Source organism: Pseudoroseicyclus tamaricis (genome assembly GCF_012070395.1).
In the GTDB taxonomy this organism is placed as follows: Bacteria; Pseudomonadota; Alphaproteobacteria; order Rhodobacterales; family Rhodobacteraceae; genus Pseudoroseicyclus_A; species Pseudoroseicyclus_A tamaricis.
The window spans coordinates 75,132-87,998 of sequence record NZ_JAAFYS010000004.1 but is presented as its reverse complement, the minus strand read 5'-3'; the positions used below and the strand labels follow the sequence as shown (position 1 = coordinate 87,998).

10 protein-coding genes are annotated in these 12,867 nt (G+C 72.9%); 4 read left to right on the top strand and 6 right to left on the bottom strand.

Annotated features, from left to right (window positions below; all coding sequences use genetic code 11):
- Positions 1-184: 184 nt before the first annotated feature.
- The 4 genes from GY170_RS16245 to GY170_RS16230 all read right to left on the bottom strand — a co-directional run bounded on the left by GY170_RS16245 (position 185) and on the right by GY170_RS16230 (position 5,369).
- Entirely contained in the window at positions 185-1,846 is a 1,662-nt protein-coding gene (locus GY170_RS16245) for a glycosyltransferase family 4 protein (RefSeq protein ID WP_163895571.1), read from the bottom strand.
- 648 nt (positions 1,847-2,494) lie between these two features.
- Positions 2,495-3,553, bottom strand: coding sequence for a Gfo/Idh/MocA family protein (locus tag GY170_RS16240; protein ID WP_163895569.1), 1,059 nt, complete (start codon positions 3,551-3,553; stop codon positions 2,495-2,497).
- Positions 3,550-4,335, bottom strand: coding sequence for a ThuA domain-containing protein (locus GY170_RS16235; RefSeq protein ID WP_163895567.1), 786 nt, complete (start codon positions 4,333-4,335; stop codon positions 3,550-3,552). The genes GY170_RS16240 and GY170_RS16235 overlap by 4 nt, the downstream gene beginning before the upstream one ends.
- A 260-nt stretch (positions 4,336-4,595) precedes the next feature.
- On the bottom strand, positions 4,596-5,369 hold the full coding sequence (locus GY170_RS16230) for a sulfite exporter TauE/SafE family protein (RefSeq protein WP_163895565.1): 774 nt from the start codon (positions 5,367-5,369) through the stop codon (positions 4,596-4,598).
- Between the two features lie 166 nt (positions 5,370-5,535).
- Between GY170_RS16230 and GY170_RS16225 the strand changes: the two genes are divergently transcribed.
- The 3 genes from GY170_RS16225 to GY170_RS16215 all read left to right on the top strand — a co-directional run bounded on the left by GY170_RS16225 (position 5,536) and on the right by GY170_RS16215 (position 9,392).
- Positions 5,536-6,477, top strand: coding sequence for a sugar kinase (locus GY170_RS16225; RefSeq protein WP_163896283.1), 942 nt, complete (start codon positions 5,536-5,538; stop codon positions 6,475-6,477).
- 160 nt (positions 6,478-6,637) lie between these two features.
- A complete protein-coding gene (locus GY170_RS16220) occupies positions 6,638-8,074 on the top strand; it encodes a mannitol dehydrogenase family protein (RefSeq protein ID WP_163895563.1) in 1,437 nt (478 codons plus the stop codon).
- Positions 8,075-8,627: 553 nt separating this feature from the next.
- Positions 8,628-9,392 (top strand): sulfite exporter TauE/SafE family protein, encoded by a 765-nt coding sequence (locus GY170_RS16215; RefSeq protein ID WP_163895562.1) that lies wholly within the window; start codon positions 8,628-8,630, stop codon positions 9,390-9,392.
- 7 nt (positions 9,393-9,399) lie between these two features.
- Here GY170_RS16215 and GY170_RS16210 read toward each other — a convergent pair whose 3' ends face one another.
- On the bottom strand, positions 9,400-9,888 hold the full coding sequence (locus GY170_RS16210) for a cupin domain-containing protein (protein WP_163895560.1): 489 nt from the start codon (positions 9,886-9,888) through the stop codon (positions 9,400-9,402).
- Positions 9,889-10,036: 148 nt separating this feature from the next.
- On the opposite strand from GY170_RS16210, the gene GY170_RS16205 reads away from it, so the two are divergent.
- Entirely contained in the window at positions 10,037-10,585 is a 549-nt protein-coding gene (locus GY170_RS16205; protein ID WP_163895558.1) for a 2OG-Fe(II) oxygenase, read from the top strand.
- Positions 10,586-11,027: 442 nt separating this feature from the next.
- Here GY170_RS16205 and GY170_RS16200 read toward each other — a convergent pair whose 3' ends face one another.
- A complete protein-coding gene (locus GY170_RS16200) occupies positions 11,028-12,281 on the bottom strand; it encodes an aminopeptidase (protein WP_163895556.1) in 1,254 nt (417 codons plus the stop codon).
- Positions 12,282-12,867 lie beyond the last annotated feature (586 nt).

The following is a 12,867-nucleotide window of genomic DNA, read 5'->3' as shown; positions in this document are numbered from 1 at the left end:
TGGGCATAGAAAGGCGGAAGGCGGCGCCTAAGTCAAACCGGCGCAGCGCCGGGTGGCCTCCCGCCCACCCACCCCGGCGCGCCCGGCGCTGCTGGGCGGGCGGCGCGCTGGGTGGGGCGTGAGGGACCGGGGGGCCAGCCCCCCGGAGCCCCCCGAGGGTATTTTTGACCAGATGAAGGGGCGGTCAGTCGCCGGCGTCCCGCAGGGGGGGGCGGGGGAGGCGGACGAGATCGGCCTTGGCGAGCTGCAGGACGGCGGCGATCGTCGGGCGGAGGGCGAGGTCGCAGGCGCGGGAGAGGGCCTCGACGGTCATGGGGCCCTCGGCGGAGAGGGTGGCGCAGAGCGCGGCGATGCGGGCCGGGGGGAGCGTCTGGCGGCGGTAGAGGAGGCGGGCGGAGAGGCGGTCGATCTCCTCCAGCTGGGCCTCCGTCGGGGTGCCGTTGGGGGTGACGAGGGTCTCCGGGCGCAGGGTCGTGGAGGGATAGCCGGCGTAGAGGGCGAAGGGGTCGCCTTCCAGCGGTGAGGGCCGGGGGGGCTGAGGGCCGGCGGCGGCGCGGCGGTCCCCCAGTTCGTCCGCCAGCGCGAGATAGCGGGGGATGATGGCGCGCCAGTCGAGGTTGGCCGCGGCATGGGCGCGGGCGGCGGCGCCCATGCGGGCGCGCAGGGCGGGGTCGGCGGCGAGGGCGGCGAGCGCCTCGGCATAGGCGGGCACGTCGATCTGCACCTGCGCCTGCACGAGGCTGAGGTGTTGCAGATACTGATCGCGGCCTTCGGCGAAGCGGCGGCCGAGCGCCGCGCCGGCCCCGGGGGGCGCCATGCGGGTGGCGACGAGGAGGCCGGTCTCGCCATGGACGACGGTGTCGCGGAAGCCGTCCCAGTCGGGCATGACGACGGGGAGGCCGGCGGCCATCGCCTCCACCGGGACGAGGCCAAAGGTCTCCTGGATCGAATCGGCGGGGAGGGTGAAGATGTCCGCCCCCGCCCAGATATCGCGGCGAATCTGAGGGTTACGCCCGTCGACGAGGGTGGTGGTGACGCCGGGGGCGAGGGCGGCGGCACCCTCGCGGTGGAGGGCCTCCTGCGCCTCGCGATCCGTCCAGCCGGTGAGCCAGAGGTGGACGTCATGGCCCGCCTCGGCGAGGCGCTGCAGGGCGAGGAAGAGCGGGAGGGGGTTGGCCTTCTCGGCGATGGAGAGGCGGCCCATCGTCAGCACGACGATGGCGCCGTCGGGGGCGGCGTGGCGGGCGCGCATCTCTTCGCGGGCGCCGGGGCGGGGGGCGAAGTCCTCCGTGTGGATGCCGAGGGGGATGACGGGGAGCTGCGGGAGGGGGACGCGGGCCGCGCCGTAGCGGTGGCGGAGGTAGTCGGCCTCGGCCTGAAAATGCTTTTCCATCACGGACTTGACGGCTCGGCTGGTGCAGATGACGGCGTCCCAGGGTTCGACCGGCTGGGTGAGGAGATCGTGGAGGCTTTCCACGATGCGGCGGGTCGAGACGGTGTGTGTCAGGCCGACGAAGGAGGCGCTGGCGGGGCCGTGGCGCAGGCGCGCCCAGGGGGCCGAGGAATAGCCGGGCGTGGGGAAGAAGATCGTGCCGAGGGCCGAAAGATCGCCGCCGGAGGAGAGGGCGTGAGAGCGGAGAGCGCGGGGCATGTCACGGGCGGACAAGGCTTTTTCGAGCGCGGCGGCGTGGGTGGGCGTCTCCGTCAGGACACCCAGCTCGCCGGTGGGGCCGTGGCGGACCCAGGCCTTCAGGAAGCCCTCGCCGGCGGAGCGGCGGCCGACGAGATCGCGGCCCTCGCCCTCGATCTGGTCGGGGTGAAAGTAGAGGGCGGCGGGGGAGGTCACGGGGCACATCCCGGCGGGAGAGGGGGTGGCACCGGGCGTGCACCGCGCGTGCACCGGGCGTGCACCGCCGGGACGAGGCGGGCGGAGCTCCGGGGGCTGGTGTGGGACGAGGTCCGCCGGTGCGTCGGCAGAGACCGACAAGGCGGAGATGGGGCAGGAAGAGGCAGGGCCCGCGGGGAGGCGGTGGAGGACGACCCGCGCCCATGGGCCGGCCGCTGCAGTACCTGCCGAGATTGGGCGGGCCGACAGGAGGCGGGAGGAGACAGGGCCCGCGGGGCGGCGGTGGAGGACGACCCGCGCCCATGGGTCGGCCGCTGCCGGGCCCGCCGAGATCGGGCGGGCCGACAGGGGGCAGGAGGAGACAGGGGCGGCGAGGAGGCGGCGGGGGACGAGCTGCGCCCACGGGGCGGCCGCTGCAGGACCCGCCGAGATCGGGCGGGCCTGCAGGGGTCAGGAGGAGACAGGGGCGGCGGGGAGGCGATGGAGGACGAGCTGCGCCCGAGGGCCGGCCGCAGCGGGGTTAGCGGCGACAGGGCCGGCGGAGACGGGGCGAGCGAAGACAGGACGGACGGGGGCGCCGGGGGCCACGAATTCCGCGCGGAATTCGTGCACGGAAATCGTGCGATTTCCGTCTCCCCGGCGGCCACCCTAGACGGCCAGCTCCGCGCCGCCGGCGACGTGGCTGGCGGCGGCGCTGTCGAGGACGCGCTGCAGCTCGGCGCCGCGGGCGAAGTCAGGATCCATCCCCTCGCCGCTGTCGAGGGCGTGGGCGAAGCGCTCGTAGTTGGTGGGCACCGGCGTCGGCTTCACCTCGTGCCAGTCCTTCGTGCGCAGCGCCTCCTTGCCGATGCAGGTGCGCATCGTGCATTCTTGGAAGTCGAAGGTCAGCTCGATGGCGCCCTCGGTGCCCCAGAGCTTCAGGAACAGGTCGTTGTGGTAGCCGCTGGCGAAGCGGGAGCCGTGGATGACCCCGAGCGCGCCGTTCTCCATGCGGACCTGCATCGTGAAGCTGTCATTGGCGTCCAAAACGTAGTCGCCGATCATGTTGCCCTCCGCCTTCTCGAAGGTGGCGAGGCGGCAGGAGATGTGGCTGATGCTCTGCCCCGCGGCGTGGCTGGCGAAATCGAGGATATGCACCCCGATGTCACCGAGGCAGCCGGTGGAGCCGTGGCTCTGGCTGAGCCGCCAGAGCCACTTGGGATCGGTCCGCCAGTCGCCCCAGGCGTCCTGCGTCAGCCAGCTTTGCAGGTAGCTCGCCTCGAAATGTCGCAGCTCGCCGATGGCGCCCTCGGCGACGAGGCGCGCCGCCTCGGCCAGCTCGGCCGAGCGGCGGTAGGTGAGGTTGACGCCGTTGACGATGCCGGCCGCCTGCGCCGCCTCCGCCATCTCGCGGGCATCTGCGTGGCGGGGGGCGAGGGGCTTCTCGCACATGACATGCTTGCCGGCGGCGATCAGCGGCAGGGTCGTCGCGTAGTGGACATTGTCGGGCGTGACGTTGGTGACGCAATCGAACCCGTCCCAGGCCAGCGCCTCGTCGAGGTCGGTGAAGGCATGGGGGATGTGGTGCTCGGCGCAGAATTTGGCGAGCTGCGCCGGGTTGCGATCCACCCCCGCGACGACCTCGATATTCGGGCAGTTGCGGAAGCCGGCGACATGCGCGCCGGCCATGCCGCCGGTGCCGAGGACGAGAAGGCGATGCGTCGTCAACGGAACCCCTCCTCGCCCTCTTCGTGCAGCGTCTCTCCGCGCTGCTCGATGGGCTCGAGCGCCGCGGAGACGGGCACGTTGGGGGCGGCGTTCGGGTCCGCCACGCGGGGGGCCGGGTTGTGGGCCCAGCGGGCGGCGTTCACCAGCACCTTGTGGATGTTGTCGTCATGGTAGGTCGGGTAGGTCTCGTGGCCCGGGCGGAAGTAGAAGACGCGGCCGGCCCCCCGCGTCCAGCAGGCGCCGGAGCGGAAGACCTCGCCCCCCTGGAACCAGCTGACGAAGACGGTCTGCTCCGGCTCGGGGATGCCGAAGGGCTCGCCATACATCTCCTCGTTCTCCAGCTCGAAATGGTCGGGCAGGCCGGCGGCGATGGGGTGGTTGCGGGCGGTGAGCCACAGGCGCTCCCGCTCCCCCGCCTCGCGCCAGGTGAGGTTGCAGGGCGTGCCCATCAGCCGCTTGAACGGCTTGGAGAAGTGCCCGGAGTGCAGGACGACGAGGCCCATGCCGGACCAGACCGCCTCCTGCACGCGCTCGGCCACCTCGTCGGAGACGTCGCCATGGGCGGCGTGGCCCCACCAGAAGAGCACGTCCGTCTCCTCCAGCCGGCCCTTCGGCAGGCCATGCTCGGGCTCCTGCAGGGTGGCGGTGGTCGCCTCGATCCCCTCGGCGGCGTTGAGGGCGGCGGCGATGGTGGCATGCATGCCGTCCGGGTAGAGCTTGCGGACCACGGCGTTCTTCTGCTCGTGAACGTTCTCGCCCCAGACGATGACTCTGGTGGGCATTGGTGACTCCATGGCTGGTCGCGCCGGGGCTGTCCCGGCATTTGGGGCGGGAGATTGGCGCCGTGCGGCGCCGGGCGCAATGGGGCAGGGCCAGAACGCCTTGATCTTGCGGCAAAGCGGCGGCGGGGGCCGCGGCCGGGGTTCGCGCACCGCCCGGGAAACGGGCGCTCCGCGTCGGTGATGGGTGTGGGCAGCCCGGCCCGGACAGGCCGGTGCGCCAAACTATCGCAGGGGATGGTTAAGGGCGCGCTAAGGGAGGCTCAGAAGAGTTCCACCCAGCCGTCGTAGATGAGCTTGAGCGCGACGAGGGCGACCATGGAATACATGATCGGGTAGAAGACCTCGGCATTCAGCCGCTTGACGATGCGCGCGCCGAGGAAGGTCGCCAGAGCGCCGACGGGCAGCAGGGCGGCGGAGATCTCGAGGTTCGGCACGTCGATCTGCCCCAGCGCGAAGAAGGGGATCAGCTTCACCGCGTTGACGATGGCGAAGAACAGCACCGAGGTCGACGTATAGACCCGGGGCGACTGCTTCAGCGGCAGGGCATAGACCTGGTAGGGCGGCCCGCCGGCATGGGCCACGAAGGAGGTGTAGCCGGCGATCGTCCCCCAGAAGGTGCCGCGGACGCGGCTGTGGGGGCGAGGCTCCGGCTGGGTGCGGCGCAGCTGCCCGCGGAGCCAGTTGAGCGCGAAGACGAGGGCGATGACGCCGACGATCAGCTTGACGGCGGATTCGGAGACGAGCGCCGCCGTCGCCCAGCCGATGGCGATGCCGAGGAGGCCGCCGGGCAGCAGCATCCACAGCGTCTCCTTGTCCCACTCCCCCCACCAGGACCACAGGCTCACCCAGTCCATCACGATGAGGATGGGCAGCATGATGCCGGCGGCCTGCACGGGGCTCATGACGAGGCTGAGGATCGGCACGCCGAGGATGCCGAGCGCGCCGCCGAGCCCGCCCTTGGCGAGGCCGACGAGGAAGACGGCGACGAGCGCCGCCACCAGCACCTGCGGGTCGAGGAGGAGAAAACCGTCCATGGCCGGCGTGTTACCCCCGCCCGGGGGCGGGCGCCAGTGGAGAGGCCCGCCCGCGCCGGGCCCGCCCCCGCCCACCCACCCCGCGCGCCCGGAGTGGACGGGGAAGGAGCCGGGGGAGGGCGGCTTGCATCTTTTCCCCCTGCCGGCCAAACATCCCGTGCCCCGCATGGAGGGGCCCGGCATCAGGGGGAATGGCGTGGCGCGGATCGTCTCCATCGGCGAATGCATGATCGAGCTGTCGGAGGCCGGGCAGGGCGGGCTCTGGTCGATGGGCATCGCCGGCGACACGCTGAACACCGCGTGGTACCTGCGCCGCCTGCTGCCCGAGGCCTGGCGCGTCGGCTACGTGACCCGGGTGGGGGAGGAGGAGTTCTCCGCCCGCATCCTCGCCTTCCTGCAGGAGGCCGGGCTGGAGGTGGCGCATGTCCAGCGCGATGCCGAGCGGGGGCCGGGGCTCTACGCGATCTCGCTGAAGGAGGGGGAGCGGAGCTTCACCTACTGGCGGGGCCAGTCCGCCGCCCGGCGCCTCGCGGACGATCCCGGCAAGGTCGCGGAGGCCCTGGAGGGGGCGCGGCTCGCCTACCTCTCGGGCATCACGCTGGCGATCCTCGAGCCGGGGCGCCGCGAGGCGCTGCTGGAGGTGCTGGCGCAGAGCGGCGTGCCCTTCGCCTTCGATCCCAACATCCGCCCCCGCCTGTGGGAGAGCATGGACGTCGCCCGCGACTGGGTGCACCGCGCCTCCCGCGCCGCCGCGATCCTGCTGCCCAGCGCCGATGACGAGGCTGCGGCCTTCGGCGACACCTCCCCCGAGGCGACCCGCGCCCGCTACGCGGCGCTGGGCGTGCCGGAGGTCGTGGTCAAGGCCGGCGGCGGGCCGATCCACTGGCAGGCGGAGGGGGAGGAGGGCTGCGCGCAAGGCCACGCCCCCGTCGTCCCCGTCGATACCACCGGCGCGGGGGACAGCTTCAACGCCGGCTACCTTGCCGCCCGCCTGCAGGGCGCCGCCCCCGCAGCCGCCATCGCCGCCGGCCACCATGTCGCCGCGCAGGTCGTCATGGCCCGCGGTGCGCTGACCGCCATCACGCCGCCGGGCGCGGTGCCCGCGTGACCAGACGCGCCGTCCTTGTGCCCCCGGTCCCTCCTGCGCCCGCCGCCGCCCATTCATCTGGCCAGAAATACCGCGGGGTCCGGGGCAGAGCCCCGGGGCTCTCCTCCCGCGCCGGCGCTCCGTCCGCCGGGTGCCCCACTCCCCAGCCAAGGATCGCCCCATGACTGCCCCCCGCCTCACCCGTGACACCGCCGGCCTCGGCGCCGCTCCGAAAGCCGGCATCGTCCATCTCGGCCTCGGCGCCTTCTTCCGCGCCCACGGGGCGATCTACATCGAGGAGGCGATGGCCCTCTCCGGGGGAGACTGGGGGATCACCGGCGTTTCGCTGAAATCCCCCACCCAGCGAGACCGGCTGGCCCCGCAGGGCGGCGCCTATACCGCCGTCGAGCTCGGGCCGGAGGGGGAGACGGCGCGCCCCGTCGGCATCGTCGGCGAGGTGCTGGTGGCGCCGGAGGATCCCGGCGCCGTCCTCGCCGCCATGGCGGGGGCGGAGCTGGTGACGCTGACGGTGACGGAGAAGGGCTATTGCCACGTCCCCGCCACCGGGCGCCTCAACCGCGAACACCCCGATATCCGCCGGGATCTCGAGCAGCCGGAGGCCCCCGCCTCCGCCATCGGCTACCTCGTCCGCGCCCTCGCGGCGCGGCGGGCGGAGGGCCGGGCGCCGTTCACGGTGCTCTCCTGCGACAACATCCCCGAGAACGGCCGCCTGCTGCGCGGCCTCGTGCTGGAGCTGGCGGAGATGGTCGAGCCCGGCCTCGCCGAGTGGATCGCGGCGGAGGGCGCCTTCCCCTCCTCCATGGTCGACCGGATCGTGCCGGCGACGACGGAGGACGACATCGCCAAGGTCGAAGAGCTCACCGGCCGCCACGACGCTGCCCCGGTGATGCACGAGCCCTTCCGCCAGTGGGTGGTGGAGGAGAGCTTCGTCGGCCCGCGCCCCGATCTCGGCGCCGTGGGGGTGGAGCTGGTCGAGGACGTGACCCCCTTCGAGCACATGAAGCTGCGCTGCCTCAATGGCACCCACTCCGCCCTCGCCTATCTCGGCTACCTCGCCGGGGCGGAGACCATCGCCGACACCGTGGCGAGGCAGCCGCTCGCGGCCTACGTGCGCCACCTGTGGGCCGAGGAGATCCTCCCCGTCCTGACGGCGCCGCCCGGCACCTCGCTGGAGGATTACGCCGAGGCGCTCTTCGCCCGCTACGCCAACCCGGCCATCCGCCACCGCACCTGGCAGATCGCCATGGACGGCTCGCAGAAGCTGCCGCAGCGCATCCTCGGCACGGTGGCGGAGACTCTCGCGGCGGGGCGCGAGCCGAAGGGCCTCTACCTCGCGATCGCGGCGTGGATGGCCTACACCTCGGGCCGCGACCTTTCCGGCGCGCCCATCGACGTGCGCGACCCGCTGGCCGAGCGCCTCGCCGCCTGCTGGCCGGGAGAGCCTGCGGAGGTGGTGGCCCGCTACCTGGCGCTGGAGGACGTCTTCGCCGAGGGGACCGACCGCGCGGCGCTGCAGGCCGGCCTGACCGAGGCGCTGACGATGCTGCTGGCGGAGGGCCCGGAGGGGGCCGCGCGGGCGGTGGTTGCGCGGGGGTAGGCGGTCTCGGCGAGGGAGACCCTGTGGGCTGGTTGGTTCGTGTTGGTGGGGGGGAGCGCCTGGTGGACGGCCGCTTCTCCTCACTTTGCTCGCCCTCTTTAACAGCCCCGAGAGGCGCGCCCCCTTTTCCGGAAGCTTGAGCTGTTTCCCCCGCCCGGTACGCGCCAAAGGCGCAGGGCGAGCGCCGGCCCGTCCCGCGGGCTGGCGCTCCGTTGACGGCAGCGCGGAGATCGGAGCGGGGAGGCAGTGGCACCATAAAGCGCTGCCGCTCAGATGTTGGAGCGCCACCCCACGTGCCGGCGCTCGCCCTGCGCCTGCGGATGTCGTGCCCGGGTGGAGGTGGCGGAGGGCGCGGGAGTGGACGCTGCGCTCCGCCCGACCGTTGCCGAGGAAGCCACCTGTCAAGGCGCGAAGCCAACGGCGCCCGCGCACCCCGCCGGGGGGCTCCGGGCCTTCTCCCCGGCGGGGGACGAGGGGACGGCGGCGAGCGTCTACCCCGCGTCTGGCGCCACTCGTCTGGCGCCACGCGCCTGTCCCGGCTAACAGCGTCCCCATGTTCTGGCCGGATGTCCTCACGCCCTCGCTCTTCGCCCTCGCCTGCCTCGTGGCCTTCGGGGCGGGGGTGGTGAAGGGGATCTCGGGCTTCGCGATGCCGATGCTCATGATCTCCGGCCTCTCGCTCATCCTGCCGCCGGAGCTGGCGCTCGCCGGGCTGATCCCGCCGACGCTGGCGACGAACGGGCTGCAGGCGCTGCGGCTGGGGCCACGGGCGGCCTGGGCGAACCTCAGGCGCTTCCGGCTCTACATGGCGGCGCTGCTCGTCATGCTGCTGATCTCCGCGCAGCTCGTCTCGGTGCTGCGGCCCGAGTGGCTCTACCTGATGATCGGCGGGCCTGTCCTGCTCTTCGCGCTCCTCATGCTCGCCGGCTGGTCGCCCCGCCTGAGGGAGCAGGCGCGGCTGCCGGCCATGCTCGTCGGCGGGCTCTCGGGCTTCGTGGGCGGGCTTTCCGGCGTCTGGGGGCCGCCGACGGTGCTCTACCTCACCGCGATCGACCTGCCGAAGCGCGACCACGTGCAGGTGCAGGGGGTGATCTACGGCGTCGGGGCGATCATGCTCTTCGGGGCCCATGTCGGCTCCGGCCTGCTGACATGGGCGACGCTGCCCTTCGGCCTCGCGCTGACGATCCCCGCCGTCGCGGCGATGCGGCTCGGCCAGCAGGTGCAGGACCGGATCGACCAGAAGACCTTCCGGCGGGTGATCCTCGTCGTGCTGCTGGTGGCGGGCGCCAACCTCATCCGCCGGGCGCTGGCGGGGTAGGGCGGGCTCAGGCCCAGCCCTCGAAGGCGCCGCCGGTGAACGGGTCATGCTCGGGGACCGGCACCGCGGCGATGCTCGTCCCGTAGCGGTCCACCGCGTCGGCGGAGGCGTGGATGATGTCAGGGCTCTCCTGCCCCGGCGGGTAGCAGCCGACGACGCGGAAGTCGTCACTGGCGGAGAGGCACCGGTGGCCGGTGCCGGCGGGGAGGATGAGCCCGTCGCCGGGTCCGACGTCGATCTCCTCCCCCTCCGGCCCGCCGATGGCGAGCGTGGCGCGGCCGGCGACGCAGAGCAGCGCCTCGTGCGAGGCGGGGTGGAAATGGTGGAAGTCGTAGACCCCCCAGTCCCAGGCGCCGGACCAGCCGTTGGTCTGGACGAGGGCCTTGCCGCCGTCCGCGTCGATATCGGCGGGCGCGGCGCCCGGGACCACCAGCGCGGCGAAGCGCGGATGGTTGGGGATGCCACCGTTCGCGGGGATGTGGATGCTGCGTGTCATGGCGGGGGATGTAGGGCGGCCGCCGCGTCCGGACAGGCCCCGGCGGGCGCGGTGCAAAAACGACCCTGCGCATGTCGCCGCCGGCGCGGCGCCGGGGCGCCCGCGGCCCTACAGGGCATCTCTCGCCGCACCCCGGAGCCTGCCCCCCATGATCCACGTCCAGTCCGTCGCCGCCGCCTTCTCGGCGGCAGAGTGCGATCATCTCGCCCTCATCGTCGCCGAGGCGCCGGCGCAGGCCGCCCGCCTCGTCGGCCAGCGGGAGAGCAACATGCGCCGCGCGGATCTCGTCTGGATCGACGAGGTGGCGGGGGCGGAGTGGGTGATGGACCGGCTGATCGAGATCACCGCCCGCGCCAACCGGGAGGCCTTCGGCTTCGACCTGACGGATTTCTCCGAGAGCCCGCAGGTCGCCCGCTACGACGCCGCCCGCGAGGGGCATTTCGACTGGCATTCCGACATCGGCGACGGCCGCCTCGCCGCGCGGCGAAAGCTGACGCTGGTCGTCCAGCTCTCCGAGCCGGAGGAATACGAGGGCGGGGCGCTGGAGATCATGCCGTCGGGCCATGTCGTCGCCGCCGAGCGGGGGCGGGGGGCGGCGACGCTCTTCCCCTCCTACCTCCTCCACCGGGTGACGCCGGTGACGGCGGGGGTGCGGCAGTCGCTGACGGTCTGGGCGCACGGCCCGGCCTTCCGCTGAGGGCTGACCCGCGTTACGCTGGGGCAGGAGCAAGCGCCATCGCCGAGAACCTGACCCAGCCGACCGAGGCCTCCGTCGAGGATTACCTCGCCGCGGTCGAGCCTGCGGGCCGGCGCGCTGATGCGCAGCGGCTGGACGAGCTCTTCCGCGAGGTGACGGGCTGGCGGCCGGTACTCTGGGGGACGTCCATAGTCGGCTACGGCTCCTACCATTACCGCTACGAGAGCGTGCGGGAGGGGGACGCAGGCGCTCGCCCTGCGCCTTTGCCGCGTACCGGGCGGGGGATGCCGCGGCGATGGTGCGCTCCCAGGCGGTGAGGCTCGGCGCTACATCCGTAGGGTGCGTGCTCGCCACGCACCGCCTCCGTCAGCCACCCCCCCGAAGGAGGTGGCACCCGAGCGCCCCGAGGGTGGGTTTACAACCCACCTCCCGCCGAACCGCCTCAACTCGCCCATTCACCGCCGCGCATCACCGGCACGCGCGTCCCGTCCTCCCGGATGCCGTCGATATCGATCTCGCCCGAGCCGATCATCCAGTCCACGTGGATCAGCGAGCTGTTCCCGCCCTTCTCCGCGATCTCCTCCTTCGAGAGCTTTGCCCCGTCGATGAAACAGTCCGAGTAGCACTGCCCCTGCGCGATGTGGCAGGAGGCGTTCTCGTCGAAGAGCGTGTTGTAATAGAGCAGCCCGCTCGCGGAGATCGGCGAGGAATGCGGCACCAGCGCCACCTCCCCCAGCCGCGACGCGCCTTCGTCCGTAGCGATCAGCTCTTGGAAGACCTCCTCGCCGCGGGTGCAGGTCGCCTCGACGATCCGGCCGCCCTCGAAGCGCACCTCGATCCCCTCGATCATCGCGCCCTGGTGGGAGAGCGGCTTCGTCGCGCGCACCGTGCCGTCGGCGCGGCGGCTGTCGGGGGTGGTGAAGACCTCCTCCGTCGGGATGTTGGGGTTGCAGATGATGCCGTTCTTCGCCTCCGAGGCGCCGCCCTTCCACTTGTGGTCCTGCGCGAGGCCCAGAGTGAAGTCGGTGCCCGGGCCGCTGTAGTGCAGCGCATCGAAGCGCTGCTCGTTCAGCCAGTCGCAGCGCGAGCGCAGCTGGGCGTTGTGCTTGGCCCAGGCCTCGACGGGGTCGTTGTTCTCCAGCCGGCTGGCGGCGAAGATCGCGTCGGCCAGCTTGCCCTGCGCCTCCTCGGCGGAGACATCCGGGAACATGCGCTTCGCCCAGGCCTGTCCGGGGAAGGCGGCGATGGTCCAATTGATGTCGAAGCCGGCGATCTTCGCCAGCGCCGGCTGGTAGGCGGCGGAGTTGGCGCGCCCCGCGCGGGAGACCTTGCCGGGCTCCTCGTCGGCGAGCAGCATCGGGTCATCGGCGACGATGGCCATTCGGGCGGCGCCGGCCTCGAACGCCTCGGCCATGCCGGCGTAGAGCCAGGCGGGGGCCTTGTCGAAGCTCCCGTCGGGCGCGTGGCGGTAGCGGGCGAGGGTGATCTCGGCGTCGGAGATGATCGGCGTCACGAGGCTGGCTCCGGCCCGGTAGGCGGCGGCAACGACGCGGCGCAGGAAGGGCAGCGCGGTCGACGGGCAGGTGACGATGAGCTCCTGCCCCTCCTTCAGCCCGAGGCCGACATTGACGGCCACCTCCGCGAGGCGGTCGAGCTTGGCGAGGTCGAAGGGCAGATCGGATTCGGCTTGGGTCATGTCGGGTCTCCTGTTCGGAAGTTGCCGCCTTCCTACGCCCGCCGCGATGCGAGGGCCAGCCGGGGGGGGAGGCGGTGCCGGGCTGAAGCCCGGCCCGCGGCGCGTGGCCGCCGCCTCCTCTCCTTTGCGCACCGCCCGGAGCCGATCCCCCGCCCGGTACGCGCCAAAGGCGCAGGGCGAGCGCCGGCCCGTCCCGCGGGCTGGCGCTCCGGCGATGTCAGTGCTCCGACCGCCGCGGGGAGGCAGTGTCACCATAAAGCACCCCGGCTCGACCGCAGGAGCGCCACCCCACGAGCCGGCGCTCCCCCTGCGCCTGCGGATGGGGTGCCCGGGTGCGGGCGGGGATGGGCGCGGGAGTGGACGGTGTCGTCTATGGGCGCCATCGCAGCGCCTTCCAGACGGCGGGGCGCTCGGCCAGAACATCTAGGATGAGGTCCCGGAAGGCGGGCGGAGCGGTGGGTTGAAAACCTACCCTACGGGCTTGGGCGCCTCGCGCACCGCGCTCTCCGAAAGGGCCCGGCCCGAGCTGCACCCCCGCCCGGCGCCTGCAACCTCGGCGCCCCTGTCGGGCCGGCGCCCGCTCTAC